This is a genomic window from Streptomyces sp. NPDC042102, assembly GCF_055582305.1.
In genome coordinates, this window is record NZ_JBVJDL010000012.1 from 133,926 (window position 1) to 155,044 (window position 21,119).

Consider the following 21,119-nt stretch of genomic DNA (forward strand, 5'->3'; position numbering starts at 1 on the left):
ACTCCCCGAAGCGGCCCCCGAGACACTCCCCGAAGCAGTCCCCGAAACAGTCCCTGAAGCAGTCATCCGGCCTCCTCGGCTCGTCGTCGGACGGGGCGCCCGAGCACCATCGCGCTGTGGAACCCCCCGAAGCCGCTGCCGACCGTCAGCACCACGTCCGTACGGTGCTCGCGGGCGGTGAGCGGGGTGTAGTCCAGGTCGCAGTCGGGGTCGGGCTCGTGCAGGTTGGCGGTGGGCGGCACGGTGCCGTGCTCGATGGCCAGCACCGAGGCGACGGTCTCCAGCGCACCGATGGCACCCAGCGAGTGCCCGATCATCGACTTGATGGCGCTGACCGGGACGCGGTACGCGTGCTCGCCGAGCGCCAGCTTCAGGGCGGCGGTCTCGTGCACGTCGTTCTGCCGGGTCCCCGAGCCATGGGCGTTGACGTGATCCACATCAGCACCCGCGACCCGGGCTTCGCGCAGGGCGATGCGGATCGCCTCGCCCATCTCCACGCCGTCGGCCCGCAGTCCGGTCATGTGGTACGCGTTGTTGGTCGCACCGAACCCGAGGATCTCGGCGTACAGGTGCGCACCGCGCCGCCGCGCCCGCCCGTACTCCTCCAGGACCAGTACGGCGGCCCCCTCCGCGAGGACGAAGCCGCCGCGGGTCCGGTCGAAGGGGCGGGAGGCGGTGGCGGGGCTGTCGTTGTGCCGCGAGGTCGCCTTGATCGCGTCGAAGCAGGCGGCCGTGATCGGCGAGAGCGGCGCCTCGCTGGCCCCGGCGAGCATCACGTCGGCGCTGCCCTCGCGGATCAGCTCGGCAGCGTGCCCGAGGGCGTCCATCCCGGCCGTGCACCCGGTGGACACCACCGACACCGGCCCCTCCACCCCGGTCTCGCGTGCCACTTCGGCGGCCAGGGAGGCCGGCGCGAGCCAGTCGCGCAACCGCGGTCCGGCCAGCACGTGGTCGACGACCCACGCCTCCCCGCAGCCGCTGGCCCGCCGGTACGCATCGTCCATGGCGGAGGCGCAGCCGAGCGCCGTACCCAGACACACCCCGGTACGGGGCCCTTCCGGCCGGTCCGCGTCCAGCCCGGCGTCGGCGAGCGCCTCCCCGGCGCACGCGAGGGCGAACTGCGCGACCCGGTCCAGCCCCGGCGCCATACCGTGACCGGCGGGATCGAAGTCCACCTCGCCGGCCACCCGGGAGCGGAAGCCGCCGGCGTCGAACCGGGTGATCGCCCGCGTCGCCGTCCGGCCGTCGGTCAGCAGCGCCCAGAAGTCCTTGACTCCGACCCCGCCCGGCGCGACGACCCCGAGGCCGGTCACCACGACCCGCCTCACCGCGCGCACCGCGCCACGACCCGCGCGGCCCGCCCCAGCAGCCGGGGCACCACCGCGTCACGTACGAAGAAGTGCCCACCGGGGACGGTCCGGTGGACGAACCGCTCGGTCGTCCAGCGCCGCCAGCCGGCCACCGCCTCGGGCCGGCCCAGCGGATCCTCCCGGCCGGCCACGGCCAGCACCGGTACGCCGACGGGCCCGGCCGCGGCGCCGCGCAACGCGGTGGCCAGCCGCAGGTCGTCCCGCAGCACCGGCAGCACGGACCGGTGCCAGACGTCCCCCGGAGTCACGTCCTCCGGTACGGCCCCGAACCCGCGCAGTACGCCGACCAGCTCGTCCTCGGCCAGCTCCCCGCCCCCGATCAGGGCGGCGACCCCGTCGGGCGGCGGCAGCGCGCCGACCGCCAGCAGCGCGGGCGCCGGCAGACCGACCTCGGGCGCGCCCCGGGCCAGCGTGTAGGCGACGAGCCCGCCGAGGCTGTGCCCGTACAGCGCGTACGGCTGCCCGGCGACGGCTCCGGCCACCCCGGCCAGCTCCGTCAGCAGCCCCTCACGGCTGACCACCCGGGGTTCCCGCCGCCGCCGGTCCCGCCCGGGCAGCAGCCAGGGCACGACCTCGACGCCGGGCCCGACGAGCTCCGGCCACCGGTGAAAGGCCGAGACCCCGGCCCCGGCATGCGCGAAGCACACCACCCTCAACGAAACCCCGCCCTTTCCGATCCAGACTCGCTCTCGCTCCCGATCCAGGCGCTCCCGATCCACACTCGCTACCGGCCGACACGGCGCTCCCGCCACCTTGCCGGGGGACGGTGGAGAGGTACTGGAGAGGACGACCGGGCCGAACAACCCACCCAACCCACCCAACCCAAACAACCCCAGCAGCCCCAGCAGCCCCAGCAGCCCCAGCAGCCCCAGCAGCCCCAGCAGCCCCAGCAGGCCCAGCAGGCCCCAACAGCCCCTAGGCGGCGTACAAGTCGAAGGTCGACCCCCGCTTCGGCCCCGCCAGGACGTCCAGCGCCGGATCCACCGTCAGCATCGCCTGGTGCAGCCGCTGCAACTGCGGCGACGGCTCCACACCCAGGTCCTCGATCAGCCGGGTACGCAGCCGCCGGTACACGTCCAGCGCCGTCGCCTGCCGGCCCGACCGGTACAGCGCCACCATCGCCTGCGAGTGGAGCCCCTCGTGCTGCGGATGGCGCGCGATCAGCTCCGTGAGCTCCGCGATCAGCTCCGTGTGCTTGCCCAGCCGCAGGTCGACGTCGATCCGGCGCTCCACCGTGACCAGCCGGCTCTCCTCCAGCCGCATCACCTCGATCTCGAGGATCGGCCCCACCCGTACGTCGACCAGCGCCGGCCCCTGCCACAGCGCGAGCGCCTGACGCAACTGCGCGGCCGCGCTCTCGTCGTCGCCCTCCTCGAAGGCCGCCTGCCCGCGGGCGACCAGTCCCTCGTACTCGTGGACGTCCACGCACTCCGGCGGAATCTGCAGCAGATAGCCGCCGTGCCGCGTGGCAAGTACCTCCTTCGCGCCACCCGGCCCGCCCGGCCCCATGGCCGTACCGAGCCGCCGGCGCAGCTGGAGTATGTACGTCTGCAAGGTCGTCAGTGCGCTCTGGGGCAGGTCAGTGCCCCAGATCTCCTCCATCAGGGTCGGGACCGGCATCACCCGCCCCGGGTACAGCGCAAGGAGTGTCAGGATCTGCCGCGGTTTACGCGCCGTCGGAACAATCGAGCCCCCGTTGACCTCGGCACTCAACGGACCCAGAACCTGAATCTTCACGGTCTCCTCCGCATGTCGTCGAGTCCCTCTCGAATTTCAGCCTGCGACTGGACGCACGGTAGCCGGGCCCAGGGCAATGTCCCCGAATTCTTGAGCCCACTTCGAGCCCACCTCCAAGCTCAGGATTTCCGAGCCGCATATCAACTGCTACATTCCACGCGAAGGAAGCCCGGACAGGTTCACCACAGGTTCACTTTCACGGCAGCCACACCAAGGTCGCCAAGGAGCCATCGGAATCATGGAATTCCTTGTCCTCGGCCCGGTCGAGGTCCACGACCCGCGTACGGGTGCCCGTGGCGCGCCCTCGGGTGCCAAGCAGCGCGCGCTCCTCGGTGCGCTCGTGTCCCGCTCCGGCCAGCTGCTCTCCACCGACCGGCTCATCGACGAGCTCTGGGGCGACGCCCCGCCCACCGCCGCCGCCAACGCCCTCCAGGCCCACGTCACCCGGCTGCGCCGGCTGCTGCACGGGGTCGACGGCGCGGACCACATCACGACCAGCCCCCGCGGCTACCGCCTGCCCGCCCCCAGCAGCGACGCACAGGCCTTCCACCGCCTCTCCGCCGAGGGCCGCGCCGTCCTCCCCACGGACCCGGTGCACGCCTGCGACCTGCTACGACGGGCACTGACCCTGTGGCGCGGCGCCCCGCTCGACGGCGCGACCGGCGGCCCCCTGTGCACGGCGGAGGCCGACCGCCTCGCCGAGCTGCGCCTGGTCACCGAGGAGGCCCTCCACGAGGCCCGGCTGCGCATCCCGCACACCGACCCACGCCCCCTGGCCGACACGCTCGAACGCCTCACCGCCGACCATCCGACGCGCGAGCGGCTCTACGACCTGCTGATGGTCGCGCTGTGCAGGGGCGGCCGGCAGTGGGAGGCACTGGGGGTCTACGAACGCGCCCGCCACCGGCTGCGTACGGAACTCGGCGTCGAACCGGGCCCGGCACTGCGCGCCCGCGTCGCGGAAATTCTCGACGTACCGGGAACGCCGGCCGCACTTCTCGACCTGGGCAGCGAAATAGCGCGGCTCCGCACCCAAATAGAGAACCTCAGCGTCCGCTTGAACGCATAGCACGGAACATAGCGCCGAACAGAGCACGGAACATGGAATTCCCCTGGAGCCGCTGAAAGCTACCGCAGGGGAGCCTCCAGAGTGAGCCGCCGAGGCGTGGCCCGTCCCCAGGGAAACCCGTGCCGCAAATAGACGGCCGGCGGATCCGCCGCCTCCACCTCGACCACTTCGACAGCGACGGAAGCCACCACTTCCGGTACCGGTTCCAGTTCCAGGAACCGCCACCGCCCGGCGAGATCGTCGGCGGGCGGCCGGAATTCGATCACGCCCCGGTCCTCGGCCAGCGTGAACGAGAAGGAGTCGAACGCCAGCGACAGGCCCAGCCCGCGCGCCTTCGCGTACGACTCCTTCAGCGTCCACAGCCGCAGCACCCGCCGGTCCCGCGGCCGGCCGGCCGCAGCGCGCCCGATCCACTCCCGCTCGCCCTCGGTGAAGGTCTCGATGATCACCTCGAAGCCCTGCTGCTCACCCCGGTCGAGGCGTTCGACGTCCACCCCGATCCGGCAACTGCGGGCCACGCCGAGCAGGTTGTAGGCGTGGGCGTGGGAGAGGTTGAAGTCCAGCCCGTCCCCGCCGCGCGGCAGCCCGCCTTCCGGCGTCTGCAGGTACGGCCGGCCGCGCGAGGAGCGCCAGATGACGGCCTCGGCCTCCGGTATGCCCGTCTCCAGCGCCAGCACCCGCCGTACGAGCGCGTGCGCGACGAGGTACTGCCGCCGGTCCCGCTCGAACAGGAACCGTCCGGCGATCTCGCGCTCGTGCTCGTCCAGCCAGTAGGCGGCCAGTGTCGCCGCGATCCCCGGCGCGAGGTCCTCGTTCGGGCAGAACCACAAGTTGATGGGCATCAGGGCAGCCACAGGGGCGTCCGCAAGAACGCCGACGCGGGCAACGGTACGGACACCGCTCCAACGCCGGGCACGGTCTCCAGGGCCGCCCAGTCCACGTCGACCCCGGCCAGCCACAACTCCCGCACCTGCGCGAGCCGCCCGCCGCGCCACAGGGCGGCGACGAACTCCCGCGTCTCGGGTACCCGCCCCAGCCCCATCGGTCCGGCTCCGCCGCCGGTCACCTCCACACAGGACGTCTCCTCCAGCGCCTGCGCGAGCTCTTCCATGTCCTTCACCACCACGGCCCACCGCCACCCCATAGCCGCCCGCCCGACCCTCAGCCCCCGCGCAACCCCGGCCAGCCCCACCCGCTCACCGCTGCCCCTGCCCACCCACTCCCGCAGCCGCCGGGCAGTGGCCTCCACATGCCCCGCGCTGGGCCCGGACAGCACCACCAACTCCCCCGCACCCCCCGCACCTCCCGGCTCGGCCGACCCACTGCCCATCCCGGCCCGACCGTCCGCCGGCGCCACGGGCCCGCGCCCCGCGGCGGAGCCCCCGGGGCGCGCAACGCCCGCCGGGGTGGAAAGCGAACCGGCAGGGCCTCCACCCACACCCCCGTACGGCTCCAGCACCACCCACGCCTCCGCCCCACCGACCCCGCGCACCCCAACAGACACCCGTGCAGCCCCAGCGGTCCCGTCAGCCCCCGCCTCCTTGGAGCCCGCCTCCTCAGCCCCCGTCTTCCGAGCCCCCCGCACCCCGCCGTGCCACAGCCCCAGCACCCCCCACGTCACCAGCGCAGCCCCCGTCGCAGCCCCGGCCCGCCGCCCCACCACCGGTGCCACCACCTCACCTCCGGCGCACACCCCGGCGCCACCACCCCCGGCAGCCTTCACCGCCGCGTCACGAACACCCACCGCATCACGCACACCGGCCGCATCACGAACACCCGCCCCGCAGAACCCCACCGCACTCCCCCGCACCACCGCATACAGGGTGTCCCCATCCGCCACCGCCCGCTCCAACGGCTTCAGCAGCAGCGCCCCCACGCCCTCCCCGACACCCGCCGGGCCCTGCGCCCCCCAACTCGACGGATGCACCCGCACGCTCACGCCCCCGACGAGCGCCGCCTCGCACTCCCCGGCCCGCATCGCGGCCACCGCCTGGTGCAACGCCACCAGCACCGACGACTCCGCCGTGTCCACGCACAGGCTCGGCCCGGTCAGCCCGAGCACCGCCGAAACCCGGTTCGCGACCCCCCAGCTGCTCCCAGCAGCCTCCGCGCCGGCACCCGCCTCCACACCTTCGCCCGCGCCCGTTCCAACCCCCCACAGCCGGTAGTCCCCGGCCCCGACGCCCACGTACACGCCCACACACCGCAGGGCATCCAGCCGACTCCCCGCACACCCGCCGTCCTCGAAGGCCTCCCACGCCGTCTCGAGGAACAGCCGCTCCTGCGGATCCATCAACGCGGCCTCATCGGCCCCGATCCCGAAGAACTCGTGGTCGAAGTCCTGCACCCGCTCCAGCCAATGCCCCACCACCCGGCAGACCCCGGCAGCCCCGGCCCCGCCGCCCGCCGCCCCCGGCCGCCCCTCCGGCATCACGGCCCCGGTGTCCCGCCCCTCACCCACCAGCCGCCAGTACGCCTCGAGGTCCGCCGCCTGCGGATACCGCCCGGCCATCCCGACCACGGCCACGGCAAAGCCCCCCGAAGCCCCGGCACCAGCAGCAAAACCGGGACCAAGACCAGGACCAGGCACGGCAACGAGCCCCGCACCCCCACCCCCACCGCGGTCCACCCGCCGCACCCCGGCCAGCAACGCCGTCGCCTGCCCCCGGTCCAGCGTCCCGTTCTTGAACCGGGTCAGGATCTCCTTCTCGTCCACCGCGCCCGCACCCGCCTACGCGCCGCGCCGCCCCAGCAACACCAGGGCCTCGTCCACCGTCAACCGCTCGTCCCGCACCGCGTCCAGTACGACGTCCAGCTCGGCGACCCGCGCCGCCAGCGCCGAGACCGACCCGGCCCCGACCCCGACTCCGACTCCGGCCCCGAGCGCAGACCCGACACCGTCCCGGCCCCCGGCCCCGCCCCGCGACCCCAGCCCCGCGCGCTCCGCGACGTACGCCGCCATGGCCGTCAGGTTCGGGTGGTCGTAGAGCACCACCGACCGCTCCCGCAGTCCGAACGTCCGGTTCACCACCGAGACGAACTCCGCGCCGAGGATCGAGTCCAGCCCCAGCACCCCGAACGCCTCACCGGGATCGATGTCCCACGCGTCGCAGCACAGGATCGCGGCGAGCTGCTCCCGCAACACCTCGACGACATCCCTGACGTCCCCGACGCCCACCGCCGCACCCCGAGCCCCGCCGACCGCGGAGCCCACGGAACCGACAGCCCCCGCCGACCCGACTGCGGCCAGCGCGGCCCCGCCCTGCCCGGCCCCGGCCCCGACCGCACCCCGGCCCCCGACTCCGGCCTCCCGCGCGACCTGCCGCGCGAACGCCACCGGCGTCGGCTGATCCGCGATCTCGGTGGCCGGCACCTGCGTCCCGTACCGCGCGTTGACGACGGCCACGAACTCCACCGTCAGCAACGAGTCCAGCCCGAGCGACTGAAACGTCTGCTCGGGATCGATCTTCTCCGGCTTCACCCGCAGGACGTCGCCCAGCACGGCGATCACGTCCGCGAGCACATCCCCCCGCGTCCCACCACGACCGGCACCGCCTCCCGCGGCCGCAGCCGCGGCCACTGCCGCCGTACTCGCAGTCGCGGGTAAGGGCGCCGACCACAACGGAACCACGTTCTCACCGCTCATCGCGGACCACTCCTACTCTCGGAACCCTTAGCCAGCACCTCTACGTCCGCGCCCGACCTCAACGTCCACATCCACACTCACGCCCACACCCACGCCCACCTCAGACCCCGCTCCCCATGAATTCGGCCACCCCGGTCCACACCACGGCCGGCTCCCCCCGCGGCACGGTCCGGTACTCCCCTTCGCGCCCCTGCGCGACCAAGGTCGGCAGCAACAGCGCCCACAGCGCCGCCACCTTCCGCTGGAGCTCGCCGTACGGAACGCCGGTCCCGGACATCACCTCGATGCCGCAGGCCGCGGCCGCCACCAGCGACTCGGTCCCCTCCCAGCCGCCCCGCTCCCGCGCACCCACACCCACACCACCAGCACCAGCACCAGCACCAGCACCAGCACCAGCACCAGCGACGGTCCCCCGCAGCTCACCCGCGTCCCGCGCCTGCCGCAACAGCGTGCACACCACCGAGATCCACGCCGCGTGGAAGTCCGTCACCGGCGGCTGCTGCCCCGCACACTCCTTGGTGATCCGGAAACTCGCCGGGATCGCCGGGTCCTCGTACAGCGTCCGTGCGAGCCAGTGCGTCGTATCGATCAGTGCCTGGAGCGGCGAGGCGCCGGCCTCGCGCAGCGCCCGTACCGAGTCGTGCAGCAGCGCGCACCCGCGCTGCTGCACGGCTTCCGCAAGCTCGTCCTTCGAGGCGAAGTGGAAGTACAGCGCCCCTTTCGTCACCCCGGCCGCGCCCGCGATGTCCCCGAGGGTCGCGTTGGCATAGCCGTTGCGGTGGAACAACTCGGCCCCGGCGCATACCAACCGCCTCCGGGTCCGCTCCGACCTCTCTTGCACCGAGTCGTCTCCTCTCGCCCTCGCGAGTCGCTCCAGCGGACCTCCGGCAGCCTCCTCCCGGACCGACCCCGCCCCCAGCGAACGCAGAAGGAGAAGGAGACGAACCACCGAGAAGGAGGAAGAAGAAGGAGGTCACACCCGGACGAGCCGCTCCCCGCCCGCCTCGACCGCCGCTTCCGCCGGATTCTCCGGGCCGGCCATGAGGATCGAGCGCTGCAGGCGCCGCAGCGCCGCCGAAGGCTCCAGTCCGAGTTCGCGCACGAGCGTGCCGCGCAGCCGCTGGTAGACGTCCAGCGCCTCGCCGCGCCGGCCGGAACGGTGCAGGGCGAGCATGAACTGACCGTGCAGGTTCTCGTGCGTGCGGTACCGGCTCGCGAGCACGGTGAGCTCGGCCAGCAGCTCGCGGTGCCGGCCCAGTCGCAGATCGGCCTCGATGCGCTGGTCGAGCGCGCACAGCCGGGTCTCCTCGAGCCGCCGCGTCTCCATGTCCAGCTGCACGCCGCCGTGTACGTCGGCGAAGGCGGGCCCGGACCACAGGGCCAGCGCCTCGCGCAGCAGCCGCGCGGCACCCGGGAAGTCCCCGGCGTCCATCGCGCGGTAGCCGGTTCCGGCCAGCCGGTCGAACTCGCGGACGTCGCTGGTACCACCGTTGCTGTTGAGCAGATATCCGCCGGGCAGGGTGACCAGCACGTCCTTCGCGGTACGGCCGTCGGCGTCACCCGCCTCCAGGGCGGTGGCGATGAGCGCGCGTAACTGCAGGACGTACGTCTGGAGGGTGGTCCGCGCGCTGCGCGGCGGCTCACCCGCCCACAGTTCCTCGATCAGTGCCGAGACGGGGACGACCTGGTCGGCATGGAGCGCCAGCAGTGCCAGGACCTGCCGGGGCTTCGGAGCGGTCGGCGTGATGGATACCCCGTTCTCCCGCACGGCCAGTGCGCCCAGTACATCGATGTCCACGCCGTACTCCCTCCCCCAGCTACCGCTGGGAGGTGACCCCAGTCATTGGATGAGTCGCTTGTTCAGTAGAAAACAGGACCGACGGTTTGTCAATATCAAACCGGTCGTGCTGTTTTGGGGACCAGCAAGACCCCAGCATCGCTCAAGAAACCTCTCTGACCTGGGAGTTCGTACGAGTTCCACGCCACCGAAGGGGACACTCCACCCCTCGATCCCCCCTAGATGAGGACCACAGCCCCCGCCCGACGACCTACTAAAAGAGACCAGTCAGTCTGTTATGACGGACCGACAGAGAGCCCACACCCCGCACCGGCCTCAACCCCAGAACCCGCCGCACCCGCCCCCGCACCCGCAGCAGCCAAAGCCGCCGCTCCCGTCCCCTCGGCCGCCAGCCCACCGAGCGTCCCGCGCGCGGCCAGCCGCGGCAGCATCAAGGTCCAGAACCGGGTGAGCGTGTGCGGCGAGACCCAGTCCCGCTCGGCGGCGCCGAGTACCTCCAGGCCCACGGTCGAGGCGATGACCGCCCTCGCGGCGTCCTGCGGAGAGACCCCCTCGGCGAGCGCCCCCTCCCGTCCCGCGGCCCGCAGCACGTCCTCGACCCACACGCCCCACTGCCTGCGCAGGTCGACCCCGCTCTCGCGGGCCGCGTCCGCGGACAGCCCGAAGCCGGCCCGCACCACCACATCGCCGGCGAGCAGCGCCATCAGCGCATGCGTGGAATCGACCAGCACCTGCAACGAGTTGCCGAGGCCGCCACCGGCGCCCCCGACACCCTCCCCACCAGACCCACCAGAACCGCTGGAACCACCGGCACCCTCAGCACCGACGACTCCCGCACCCGTACCGGCACCCGCACCGCCACCCGTCCCCGCACCGGCGCCCACAGCGCCCCCCACCCCCACCCGCCGCCCCACGGTGATGCGCCGCAGCGCCTCCACCGCCCGGTCCTCCACGGCCCCGGCCAGCACGGTCTTGCTCTCGAAGTGGAAGTGGAGCCCGCCGGTGCTCACTCCGGCCCTTCTGCTGATCGCCGCGATCGACGCGGTGACGAACCCTTCCTCGGCGAACACCTCCGCAGCGGCACGGACGAGACTTTCACGCGTGCGGGCAGCACGCTCCTGCTTGGCCATGGACTCTCCACAAACCGCCCTCGCGGTTTGCCCGGGGGGGTACAAGATTTCGCGGACACAGTCGGCGGCTGGACTGGAGGCGGGCTCGAGGCCGGCCGGAATCGGCGGACAGAGGAACATCGAACAGAAGGTGAAGCGACAGCGGACGGACACCGAAACAGAGGCGGACGCCAGGTGATGCACGACCCCTCACCCGGATACCCCGCAGAAGGCGCATCCACAGCACCCCCCACACAACCCGGCCCCGACTCAGCGGACTCCGGTCACGACATCCCGCGCCCCGCGGACGCGGCCGAAGCCCCAGCTCCAGCCCCCGCACCGACACCGGCGCCACCCGAGCCCACACCCGAGCTCACGTCCGAACCCGCCCGCGAGGCCGCCATCTCCCCGCTCACGCGCTCCCCGCGGTCCGGCGCCATGTCGATCCGCGCGAGCACCGCCGGCGTCGCGATGCTCGGGTAGATGTGCTGGTAGACGGCCGAGACCCGGAGCTCGATGTCCGCCCTGTCGCTCAGGGTGTGCGAGTAGATCTGCGCCCCCGCCCAACAGGCGGAAAGGATCCAGGCGGTCTCGCCCGGGTCCACGTGCGGCAGCAGTTCACCCTGCTCCTTCGCCTCGACGAGCAGTCTCCGGGTGAACTCGATCCACCCCGGCACCGACCCGCCGCCGAAGATCTCCCGCATCCCGGGTCCCAGCGACAGCCGCGCCCCGGCGCTGAGCATCGGCTCCCGCTTCATCCGGTACGCCAGCACCATCGCCACGTCGACGAGTTCCTGCAGCTTGCTGGTCCGGGCGGGCACCCCGGCCTCGCCGAACTGCTCGTCGAGGACACCCTGTGCGAGCTCCTGCTTCGAGGAGAAGTGGAAGTACAGGGCGCCCTTCGTGACGCCTGCCCGGGAAAGGATGTCCGCGATGGTGGCCGCGTCATAACCGCGTTCGTCGAAGACCGCGGCCGCCGCCTCCAAGATCGCGCGACGCGTACGGACCGCACGCTCCTGCCGTGCCACGGTGCCTCCGTTGCCTCCGTTGTGCATGGGGTCTTGCTCCGGCTGGATCCCTTACAGGATCCACCACCCCCACTAAAACCAACCAGAAGGTCCGTATTTTATCAAGCACCATACAACCAACCCTCAACCCTTCCCCGGTCCCTCACATTTCCGACCCTCACCCCACCCGCCGCTCCGCGCCCAGCCGCACCGGAAGCTTCCGGAGCCCGTTGGAGATGAACGACTCCACCCTCGGCAGTTCCTCCGGCGCGACGGCCAGCTCCAGGTCCGGGAACCGGTCGAAGAGCCGCTGCACACCCACCGCGCACTCCATCCGCGCCAGCGTCGCGCCCAGGCAGTAGTGCGTCCCGTGCCCGAACGACAGGTGCTCGCCGCGCGTCGCCCGCGTCACGTCGAAGCGGTCTGCGTCCGGCCCGTGCACCTGCGGGTCCCGCCCGGCCGACGCGAAGGAGATCACGATGGGGTCGCCCTGGGGGATGACCACGCGCTGCTCACCCTGCCCCACCTCGATGTCCTCGACGGCGAAGCGCAGCAGCGCGTACGTCGCCGGCGGCTCCATCCGCAGTGCCTCCTCGACCACGTCCTCCCAGGACGCCAGCCCGTCCCGCACCAGCCGCAACTGGGCGGGGTTGCGCACCAGTTCCAGGACGCACGTGCAGATCAGGTTGACCGAGGTCTCGTAGCCGGCGGTGAAGAGCAGGATCAGATTGTCGATCAGCTCCTTCTCACTCAACGCCGCACCCCCACCCCTCTCCCCGTCCCCCTGCCCCAGCCCCGCCCCTTCTCCCCCACCCAGACTCTCGTCACGCGCCGAGATGAGCGCGGTGGTCATGTCGTCGCCGGGGTGCTCCCGCCGGTACGCGATCAGGTCGGCCATGGTCACGTAGAGCAGCTCCGCGTTGGCCTGCGCGTCCTCGGCGCTGATCGCCGTGTCGAAGAAGCCCTTGATGATCCGGTGCAGCGGCGCCCACGACCGCTCCGGTATCCCGAAGAGCTCGAAGACGATCCGGGTCGGCAGCTGGTGCGCGAACTCGTCGCGCAGGTCGACCGGAGTCCCCTCGGGCAGCGCCGCGAGCCGGTCCAGGAGCTCCTCGGCGACCTGCTCGATCCGCGGCCGCATCCCCGCCACCCGGCGCGAGGTGAAGGCGGCGGCCACCGGCTTGCGCAGCCGGGTGTGCTCGGCGCCGTACGCCGTGATCATGTTCTGCACGGAGACCCAGATGGCCAGCGGCCACTCCGCACCGACCTTCCCCTCGATCCACGCGGGCCAGTGCCGGTACGCGTCCTTCGACACGCGCGGATCGACGAGCATCCGGCGGATCGTCTCGCTGCCGCTGACCACCCACCCCGTGACACCGCCGGGCAGCGTCACCGGGGTCGCCGCTCCCTGCTCCCGCAAGTGGGCGGCCTCGGCGTGGATGTCCGCACCGGTGGGGTCGATCGCGTACGGGCACTGACGTGTCATCGAGAGCTCCAGATGGTCGGTGAGGGGCGGCAGGAGAGCGGCGGTACCTCGGCGACAGGGTGCGAAGGAGCTTCCACACCCCGTATTTCAAACCGCCCATCCGGTTTTGAACATACCGGTGGCGGTCCCAAGTTTCGCATCGGCCCCCATGGTCCGCCAGCAAACCCCCGCAAGTCGGCGAGCGCTCGACGGCGGCTTGAATTCCCCTCGCCGAACCGCACGTGCCAACACCCGGCCGGACCGGGGCATATGACCGGAAGACTGGCTCCCACTTGGGACGGAACCCTGGCGTCCCCCATCACGGCCTTCGTCCGGAACTTCGCTGGTGGGCCCTCGTGCGGGCCCGGGCAAGGGCGCCATCTCGCATGTTGACACGGCCCAAGGTCCGACATGCCGACACCTTTGGCACCTTGCAAACAAAACCGGAGAGTACGTATCTTGCGTGACGCGTACGCATCCCCATCCCATCCGTCGAAACGGCTCTGCGGAGAGGTCCATGACGATGCTGACAATCCGGAAGAACCCTCGGATACGACCCCTGCAGCGGACAGGGGAGCCCTGGACCCGCTGCAACGAGGCCCCCCGCCTGACCACCACGGTTCCCAAGGAGTACGTGCACCGCAGCTCGCTCGCCGAGGTCTTCCTGACCGGCTGCGACCGCATCGACGACGACACGTTCTACCTGACCGGCCAGTGGCCGCGCGCGCACACCTTCTTCACCAGCGCCGACGGCACCAGCCACGACCCCGTCCAGGCCGGCGAGACCATCCGCCAGGTCGGCCTCTACCTCTGCCACGCCGTCTACGGCGTTCCGCTCGGCCACAACGTCCTGCTGTGGAGCCTGGACTTCGACTCCCGCCCCGACCGGCTCCTCATCGGGCGCAGCCCCAGCGATCTGGAGATGATCGCCACCTGTACGGACTTCGGCTGGCGCGGCAACCGCTTCTCCGGCTTCCTCGAGGTCGAGATCCGCCGCTCCGGCGAGCTCGCCGCCACCGGTACCGCCCGCTTCACCTGCGTCGCCCCCGCCACGTACCGCAGACTGCGCGGCACCCGCGGCCGCACCGGCTCGACCCGTCCGCTGGAGCGCCGCGCACCCATCCCTGCGGCCGCCGCCGGCCGGCTGCTGCCGTTCGACGTCGTCCTGGCCGCCGCGGACCGGCCCGGGCGCTGGCTGCTGAACCCGGACCTGGAACACCCGATCCTCTTCGAGCACGCCAACGACCACCACCCGGGCATGGTCCTGGTCGAAGCCGCCCGCCAGGCGGCCTGCGGACTGCGGCCGCCGGGCAGTTTCCGTCCCACCGCACTCGCCACCGAGTTCCTCCACTACGCCGAACTCGACACCCCCTGCTGGGTCGAGGCGACGGCCGCCGCCCCCGGCCAGATCGAGGTCACCGGCCACCAGGAGGGACGTACGGTCTTCCGCTCGACGGTCACCGGCTACTGAGTCCCACCGGCGTACCCACACCTCCCGAGCCGGCACCGGCTCGGGACGGCCCCCACGCCACGCACCGCAACCAGGCCACCCGCACGACGGCCCGGACAACACCCCTGCACGCCCAACCCCTTCGAACGGTTCATCACCTCGTGTTACGGTCGCGCCGTGATGGAGGGGAGCTCGTTACTACTGGCGGACAGATCCGTACTGATCACCGGCGCCAGCGCCGGCATCGGCGCCGCCGCCGCCCGGGTCTTCTGCCGCGAGGGCGCCCGCGTCACCCTCGTCGCCCGCCGCGCTCCTGAACTCGCCACCCTCGTCGAGGACCTGCGCACCGCAGGCCACCAGGCCCAGTACGTCGTCGCCGACGTCTCCCGGACCGAGGACGTGGCCCGCGCCGTCGCCGCCGCCGTCTCCGCGTACGGCCGCCTGGACGCCGCCTTCAACAACGCCGGCGTAGGCGCCGAGCCCAAGCCGCTGCACCTCCTCGACGAGGAGGTCTACGACAGCGTGATGGACACCAACGTCCGCGGCGTCTGGAACTGCATGCGCCACGAGATCCGCGCCATGCTCACCACGGGTGGCGGATCCATCGTCAACAACAGCAGCACGGCCGGCCTGGTCGCCACTCCGGTGACGGCCGCCTACATCGCCTCGAAGCACGCGGTCCTGGGCCTCACGAAGGCCGCGGCCACCGAGTACGCCGCCCAGGGCATCCGCGTGAACGCACTGGCCCCCGGCTCCACCCGGAGCGAGATGATCGACGCCTGGCTCAAGGAGAACCCGGCGATGGAGGAGGTCCTCCTCCAGTCGGCCCCCCTCCCCCGCATCGCGGCCCCGGAAGAGATCGCCGAGGCGGCCGCGTGGCTCTGCAGCGACCGCGCTTCGTTCGTCATCGGCGCCACCCTGTCCGTGGACGGTGGCTGGACGACCCGCTGACCCCACCACCACCGAACCGGGCTCCGGCATACGTGTGAGCTACATCCCCCGCTTCCGCTCCTCCATCAGCAGCCCCAGCCCGTCCAGGATCCGCTCCAGCCCGAACTCCAGCGCCTGATCCTGCCCCCCACCCCCCGCAGCGGACACCAACGCCGCCGCCAGTGCGGGGTAGCGGTCCCCGTGCTCCCGCATCACCTCACCCAGCACCGCGGTGAGCTGCGCATCGGGCCCTCCCGCGCCACCCGCTTCCACACCCGCGGACTCAGCCACCTCCTGGCCCTGCCCCTGCCCCTGCGCGGCAATCCCCCGCACATGCCCCGTCAGCAGCACTACCGCGTCCATCGCCTCGGCCCCGCTCAGCCCGCATCCCTCCAGCGCGGCCAGCGCCTGCTCCAGCCACGCCAGCTCCCGTGGCCCCATCACCCGTGCGCCGACCGTCGCCTCCAGCAGCCACGGATGCCGCTGGAACCCGACCAGCAGCGCGCGCGCCCACTCCCCCAGCCGCGCCCGCCACCCTGCCCCTGGCAGCCCTGGCCCCGCCCCCACCCCCACCCCCGGCAGGGGCACTCCCGCCAACGCGCCCTCCACCATCAGCGCGACCAGTTCCGCCTTCCCCGGCACGTACCGGTACAGCGCCATCTTGGTGACCCCGAGTTCGCCGGCCACCCGCTGCATCGAGACGGCGCCCAGCCCCTCCGCATCGGCGATCCCCACCCCGGCCGCCGCGATGCCGTCCAGCGTGAGCCCCCGCTTCGGCCCCCGCGCCGGCTTGACCGGCGGCTGCGGCCCCCAGAGCAACCGTGCTGCCGCACCCCACTGCTCACTCATCGTCGGCTCCCGACATCACGTGCTTCTTGCAACCCAACAAAACTGCGTCTACCGTACACGGTATCGTTTCAGTGTCCGACGGACACAGTTATCGCGCTGAAAGGGAGAGCCCCTCATGCCCATCCGCACCGTCCTGATCTCCGGCGCCGGCATCGCCGGCCCCACCCTCGCCCACTGGCTGGGCCGCCACGGCTTCGAGCCGACCCTCGTCGAGATCGCCCCCGCTCTCCGCCCCGGCGGCCAGGCCGTCGACTTCCGGGGCTCAACCCACCTCACCGTCCTCGACCGCATGGGTGTCCTCGACGCACTCCGCCGCCTCCAGACCGGCGGCAGTCCCATGACCTTCCTCGACACGAACGGTGTGCCCCGCCTCCGCCTCCCCGCCGAGTTCGCCGGCGGTGACATCGAGGTCCTGCGCGGTGACCTCTCCCGCGTCCTCCACGAGGCCTCGCTCCCCTACACCGAGTACCTCTTCGGCGACTCGATCACGAGCCTCACCGAGACCCCCACCGGCGTCGACGTCACCTTCCGGCACGCTCCGCCACGCTCCTTCGACCTCGTCATCGGAGCCGACGGCCTGCACTCCCACGTCCGCCGCCTCGCCTTCGGCCCGGAGGAGGAGCACGTCACCCACCTCGGGTACTACGCCGCCTCCTGGAGCCTCCCCGACGCCCCCGCCCTCGCCCTCCCCGCCGACGGCGGCAGCATCGGCCTCAACGCCCCCGGCCGGCTGGCGAGCGTGGGCCGGGACCACACCCACCCCACCCGCGCCCGCGCGTTCTTCGTCTTCGCCTCACCCCAACTACCCCCCACCCCCACCGCCACAGCCACAGCCACAGCCGAAGCGGCCGCCCAGAAGCGCATCCTCACCAGCGCCTTCTCCGGCCTGGGCTGGCACGTCCCCCACCTCCTCGACACCCTCACGCTCACCCCCGCCGCCGACTTCTACTTCGACTCCATCAGCCGCGCCGACGTACCCACCTGGTCCACCGGCCGGATCGCCCTCGTCGGCGACGCCGCCTGCGGCGCGACCCTCGGCGGCATGGGAACCGGCACGGGCGTCGTCGCCGCGTACGTCCTCGCGGGCGAGCTGGCCCGCTCCCCCCAGGACCACCGCGCCGCGTTCGCCCGGTACGAGAACCGGCTGCGCGACTACGCCCAGGGCTGCCAGAAGGGCGGTGACCGCACCGGCCAGTTCCTCGCCCCGGCCACGAGGACGGGCCTGCGCCTGCGCAACGGGCTCCTCAGCCGCCCGCGCATCCTCGACTGGATGCTGAAGGAGGGCCAGAAGGTGTCCTCATTGCCCCTCCCCTCGTACCCGACCCCCTCCCACCTGACCCCCTCCAGCCACCCCCACCCTTAACGGCGTTAACGCCGTTAACGCCCACCCCCTACTCCCCCACCCACCAAAAGATCCCAAATCCCCCATACGCTCACACGCCCCCACCCCACCCACCCAGAAACAACGTTCCGCCTGGTTTTCCGCTTCAGGCCCCGGCTAGATTCCCCCCGTGCGCAACGATCACCGCACACACCACTCCCCCACCCCACCGAGGAGACCCACGTTGGCGAGGGCCAGGCAGGAACGTGCCGAAATCACCCGGCAGGCGATCCTCGACGGCGCAGCCGTCGCGTTCGACCAGACCGGCTTCGGCGGCACCAGCCTCAGCGACGTCGTGAAACACGCCGGTGTCACCAAGGGCGCCCTGTACTTCCACTTCCCGTCCAAGGACGCCCTCGCCCGCACCCTGATGGACGAGCAGTTCCAGATCTCGGAACTACTCCCCCGCATCGAAGAGCCCGGCCTCCAGACGGCCATCGACCTCACGCACCACATGGCCCACGGTCTGCGCACCAACGTCCGGGTTCGCGCCGCCATCCGCCTCGTCGTCGAGTTCGGCTCCTTCACAAAGCCGGACCCCTCCCCGTACGACACGTGGATCGACATCACCCGCAGCTGCCTGGACCCGGCCCAGGAACGCGGCGAGCTGTTCCAGACGCTCGACACCGCGCACCTCGCGACCTACCTCGTCGGCTCGTTCACCGGCCTACAGGTCACCTCGTACGTCCGCACCAGCCGCGAGGACCTGCACGAGCGGATCGTCGACCTCTGGACCTTCGTCCTCCCGGCGGTCGTCCCCGCCCGCCGGCTGCCCCACTACGACCCGGCCGGCTCCCCCGCATGCCGCGCCGAACTCGGGCTGCCGCCCCGGAACCCCCAGGCGGTCCCGGTCGGCTGACGGCCCTTCCACCCCGATCCGAGGGCGGTGACCGTTAACGGCGTTAACGCCGTTAACGGTCACCGCCCTCAGCCGTCCCCACCTCCCACCCGCACACAACCAGCCACCCACCCGGCCCGAACCGGCCCCTCCGCGTCAATCCGTTAGCAAAACTCAAGCGTGGCGCACACGCCCACCCAAGAACGTTAGTAAAGTCCCTCCCATGACTTCGCCCTCGTCCCAGAGCGACCGCGAGAAGGTCGTCTCCAAGCTGCCCCCGTGGCTCCGCCAGGAGTTGAAAATCCGCACCGCCCAGCTGCGGGTCGACATCCAGGACGCCGTTCACCAGGGAATCGCCCACTGGGCCGCCCTCGCCTCGGCGCCCTCCCCCGTCGACACCTCCGGCGCCGAGTCCTTCTCCACCTGGCTGCCCGCCGGCCAGTGGGAGTCGTTCCGCGCCCACTCCAAGGACCGCGGCGTCTCCCTCATCCAGGGACTGGCCCAAGCCGTCCAGCTCTGGCTGGAGATGAACCCGGCCCCCACCGTCCAGCGCCCCTCCGTGGTCCGCCGCATCATCGTGTGCAACCAGAAGGGCGGCGTCGGCAAGACCGCCATCACCGCGGGCACCGCCGAGGCCCTCGCCGAGGACCCGGCGAGCCTCCACCCGGTCCGGATCGCCCGCCAGCTGGCCCGCCTCGCCGAGGACGACGCCCAGCCCGAGCCCAGCGCCTTCGACCGCGAGGACCTGCCCGGTCTCGGCATGCGGGTCCTGCTCGTCGACTTCGACCCGCAGGGCCACCTCACCAAGCAGCTCGGACAGCAGCCCCTCCCCATCGGTGGCGACAGCCTCACCTGCCACATGGCCGGCGAGGCCAAGGGGCCGCTGCAGGACCTCATCGCCCCCGTCGCGGACGCGCGCTTCGGCGACCGCCTGCACCTCCTGCCCGCCTGCACCGACGCCTTCCTCCTCGACGTCCGCCTCTCCACGGTCCGCGCTCGCGAGGCCGCCCTGGAGCGCGCCCTCGCCCCCGTCGAGTCCGAGTACGACGTCATCCTCGTGGACTGCCCGCCCAGCCTCGGCCTCAGCATGGACGCGGCCATCTACTACGGCCGCCGCCGCGACGCGGAACAGCCCGGCGCCTCCGGAGCACTGATCGTCGTACAGGCCGAGGACTCCTCCGCCGACGCGTACGACCTCCTCACCTCCCAGATCAACGACCTCCGGGACGACCTCAGCCTCGACATCGACTACCTCGGCCTCGTCGTCAACCTCTACGACGGCCGCCGCGGCTACATCGCCACATCCTCCCTCCAGGCCTGGATGGACATAAAGGATCCGCGTGTCGTCGCCGTCGTACCCGACCTCAAGGAACAGCGCGAAGCCGTCCGTGTGAAGCAGCCGCTGTTCGTCTACGCGCCCAAGGGCGACCAGGCCGTCGCACTGCGCGCACTCGCCAGGGAGATCTCATGAGCAAGGCCGACAAGCTCGGCGTCTCGGCGTCGTTCGCCCGCGCCCAGACCGCCAGCGTCAGCCCCCGCCGCGCCGCCATCGCGGAAGCCACGGGTGCCCCCACCTCCGGCGCGGTCCCCCCGTCCGAGGTGCCCATCGAGGCCCTGGCCCACAACCCCTTCAACCTCCGCGAGGAGCTCACCGACCTCGACGAGATGGCACAGTCCCTCGTCGTCCGCGGTCAGCTGCAGCCACTCGCCGTCGCCACCCGCATGGCGTTCATGGAAGCCCACCCGGGCCAGACGGACGGCCTCGGCCGCGCCCCGTACGTCGTCATCGACGGCAACCGGCGCCTGGCCGCGGCCCACCTCGCGGGCCTCAAGACCATCCAGATCCACGTCAACGACAGCCTCGCCGCCAGCGCCGCGGACATCCTCGAATCGGCTCTCATCGCCAACATCCACCGGGTCGACGTCGCCCCCATGGACCAGGCCCGGGCCCTTCAGGAACTCGTCGAGGTCCACGGCTCCCAGGCCCAGGTCGCCAAGCGCCTCGGCAAGACGGCCGCCTGGGTCTCGCAGCGCCTGACCCTCCTCAACCTCACCCCCAGCCTCCAGGAGAAGGTGGAGACCGGGGAGCTCAAGGTGGAACCGGCTCGCCGTATCGGCCGGCTCCCCCAGGAGGACCAGGCAGCCGCGGCCGACGAGACCCTTAACGCCGTTAACCCCCCGCGCCAGCGCACCCGCCCGTCCCCGGCGACCAGCGCTCCCCAGTCCCCGACCCCGACCCCGACGCCGACCCCGGCCCCGACCCCGGCCGCAGCTCCCGCTCCCGCACCCACACCCACCACCACTCCGGCGCAGACCGCCAGCCGCCGCATCACCATCGCCGCGGACTCCCCGGAAACCGTCGCGGACGCCCTGACCGCCCACCTCACTCCGGATGACCTGAAGGCCGTCACAGAACTCCTCATGACCCGCATCTAGCGGTACGCACCACGCCCGGGGGCGCTAACGGCCT

General features: G+C 72.0%; 19 protein-coding genes. 7 read left to right on the forward strand and 12 right to left on the reverse strand.

All coding sequences use genetic code 11. The features are described 5' to 3' along the window. Window positions 1-62: 62 nt before the first annotated feature. The 3 genes from ACZ6KO_RS30800 to ACZ6KO_RS30810 all read right to left on the reverse strand — a co-directional run bounded on the left by ACZ6KO_RS30800 (window position 63) and on the right by ACZ6KO_RS30810 (window position 3,107). Window positions 63-1,328: a beta-ketoacyl-[acyl-carrier-protein] synthase family protein gene (locus ACZ6KO_RS30800; RefSeq protein ID WP_469307294.1), complete on the reverse strand. Its 1,266-nt coding sequence runs from the start codon at window positions 1,326-1,328 to the stop codon at window positions 63-65. Beyond that, the gene (locus tag ACZ6KO_RS30805) at window positions 1,325-2,017 is read right to left on the reverse strand and encodes a thioesterase II family protein (RefSeq protein ID WP_469307272.1); all 693 of its coding nucleotides are present in this window, start codon (window positions 2,015-2,017) and stop codon (window positions 1,325-1,327) included. Before ACZ6KO_RS30805 ends, ACZ6KO_RS30800 begins: the two co-directional genes overlap by 4 nt. A 268-nt stretch (window positions 2,018-2,285) precedes the next feature. Continuing rightward, the gene (locus ACZ6KO_RS30810; protein ID WP_469307273.1) at window positions 2,286-3,107 is read right to left on the reverse strand and encodes an AfsR/SARP family transcriptional regulator; all 822 of its coding nucleotides are present in this window, start codon (window positions 3,105-3,107) and stop codon (window positions 2,286-2,288) included. Window positions 3,108-3,345: 238 nt separating this feature from the next. Between ACZ6KO_RS30810 and ACZ6KO_RS30815 the strand changes: the two genes are divergently transcribed. Beyond that, window positions 3,346-4,176: an AfsR/SARP family transcriptional regulator gene (locus ACZ6KO_RS30815; RefSeq protein ID WP_469307274.1), complete on the forward strand. Its 831-nt coding sequence runs from the start codon at window positions 3,346-3,348 to the stop codon at window positions 4,174-4,176. 59 nt (window positions 4,177-4,235) lie between these two features. Here ACZ6KO_RS30815 and ACZ6KO_RS30820 read toward each other — a convergent pair whose 3' ends face one another. The 8 genes from ACZ6KO_RS30820 to ACZ6KO_RS30855 form a co-directional block, all read right to left on the reverse strand. Continuing rightward, a complete protein-coding gene (locus tag ACZ6KO_RS30820) occupies window positions 4,236-5,018 on the reverse strand; it encodes a 4'-phosphopantetheinyl transferase family protein (RefSeq protein WP_469307275.1) in 783 nt (260 codons plus the stop codon). Next, window positions 5,018-6,892, reverse strand: a complete 1,875-nt coding sequence (locus ACZ6KO_RS30825) for a beta-ketoacyl [acyl carrier protein] synthase domain-containing protein (RefSeq protein WP_469307276.1) — start codon at window positions 6,890-6,892, stop codon at window positions 5,018-5,020. Before ACZ6KO_RS30825 ends, ACZ6KO_RS30820 begins: the two co-directional genes overlap by 1 nt. A gap of 15 nt (window positions 6,893-6,907) precedes the next feature. After that, window positions 6,908-7,687 carry a phosphopantetheine-binding protein gene (locus ACZ6KO_RS30830; RefSeq protein ID WP_469307277.1) on the reverse strand — a complete coding sequence of 260 codons (780 nt, stop codon included), beginning with the start codon at window positions 7,685-7,687 and terminating at the stop codon, window positions 6,908-6,910. Window positions 7,688-7,922: 235 nt separating this feature from the next. After that, entirely contained in the window at window positions 7,923-8,663 is a 741-nt protein-coding gene (locus tag ACZ6KO_RS30835; protein ID WP_469307278.1) for a ScbR family autoregulator-binding transcription factor, read from the reverse strand. Between the two features lie 132 nt (window positions 8,664-8,795). Beyond that, window positions 8,796-9,620 (reverse strand): AfsR/SARP family transcriptional regulator, encoded by an 825-nt coding sequence (locus ACZ6KO_RS30840; protein ID WP_469307279.1) that lies wholly within the window; start codon window positions 9,618-9,620, stop codon window positions 8,796-8,798. Window positions 9,621-9,895: 275 nt separating this feature from the next. Further along, window positions 9,896-10,750 carry a TetR family transcriptional regulator gene (locus tag ACZ6KO_RS30845; RefSeq protein ID WP_469307280.1) on the reverse strand — a complete coding sequence of 285 codons (855 nt, stop codon included), beginning with the start codon at window positions 10,748-10,750 and terminating at the stop codon, window positions 9,896-9,898. Window positions 10,751-11,013: 263 nt separating this feature from the next. Beyond that, entirely contained in the window at window positions 11,014-11,757 is a 744-nt protein-coding gene (locus ACZ6KO_RS30850) for a ScbR family autoregulator-binding transcription factor (protein WP_469307281.1), read from the reverse strand. 157 nt (window positions 11,758-11,914) lie between these two features. After that, window positions 11,915-13,222, reverse strand: coding sequence for a cytochrome P450 family protein (locus tag ACZ6KO_RS30855; RefSeq protein ID WP_469307282.1), 1,308 nt, complete (start codon window positions 13,220-13,222; stop codon window positions 11,915-11,917). A gap of 496 nt (window positions 13,223-13,718) precedes the next feature. Here ACZ6KO_RS30855 and ACZ6KO_RS30860 point away from each other — a divergent pair, with 496 nt between their 5' ends. Next, the gene (locus ACZ6KO_RS30860) at window positions 13,719-14,672 is read left to right on the forward strand and encodes a ScbA/BarX family gamma-butyrolactone biosynthesis protein (protein WP_469307283.1); all 954 of its coding nucleotides are present in this window, start codon (window positions 13,719-13,721) and stop codon (window positions 14,670-14,672) included. A 159-nt stretch (window positions 14,673-14,831) separates the two neighbouring features. Then, window positions 14,832-15,602 (forward strand): glucose 1-dehydrogenase, encoded by a 771-nt coding sequence (locus tag ACZ6KO_RS30865; RefSeq protein WP_469307295.1) that lies wholly within the window; start codon window positions 14,832-14,834, stop codon window positions 15,600-15,602. Between the two features lie 39 nt (window positions 15,603-15,641). On the opposite strand, the gene ACZ6KO_RS30870 is transcribed toward ACZ6KO_RS30865, so the two are convergent. Further along, on the reverse strand, window positions 15,642-16,430 hold the full coding sequence (locus ACZ6KO_RS30870) for a TetR/AcrR family transcriptional regulator (protein ID WP_469307284.1): 789 nt from the start codon (window positions 16,428-16,430) through the stop codon (window positions 15,642-15,644). Between the two features lie 115 nt (window positions 16,431-16,545). On the opposite strand from ACZ6KO_RS30870, the gene ACZ6KO_RS30875 reads away from it, so the two are divergent. The 4 genes from ACZ6KO_RS30875 to ACZ6KO_RS30890 all read left to right on the forward strand — a co-directional run bounded on the left by ACZ6KO_RS30875 (window position 16,546) and on the right by ACZ6KO_RS30890 (window position 21,085). Further along, entirely contained in the window at window positions 16,546-17,793 is a 1,248-nt protein-coding gene (locus ACZ6KO_RS30875; RefSeq protein WP_469307285.1) for an FAD-dependent monooxygenase, read from the forward strand. 202 nt (window positions 17,794-17,995) lie between these two features. After that, complete coding sequence (locus ACZ6KO_RS30880; RefSeq protein WP_469307286.1) at window positions 17,996-18,670, forward strand: ScbR family autoregulator-binding transcription factor; 675 nt, start codon at window positions 17,996-17,998, stop codon at window positions 18,668-18,670. Window positions 18,671-18,872: 202 nt separating this feature from the next. Further along, window positions 18,873-20,120 carry a ParA family protein gene (locus ACZ6KO_RS30885; RefSeq protein WP_469307287.1) on the forward strand — a complete coding sequence of 416 codons (1,248 nt, stop codon included), beginning with the start codon at window positions 18,873-18,875 and terminating at the stop codon, window positions 20,118-20,120. Continuing rightward, on the forward strand, window positions 20,117-21,085 hold the full coding sequence (locus tag ACZ6KO_RS30890) for a ParB/RepB/Spo0J family partition protein (protein WP_469307288.1): 969 nt from the start codon (window positions 20,117-20,119) through the stop codon (window positions 21,083-21,085). The genes ACZ6KO_RS30885 and ACZ6KO_RS30890 overlap by 4 nt, the downstream gene beginning before the upstream one ends. The last annotated feature ends 34 nt before the right edge of the window (window positions 21,086-21,119 follow it).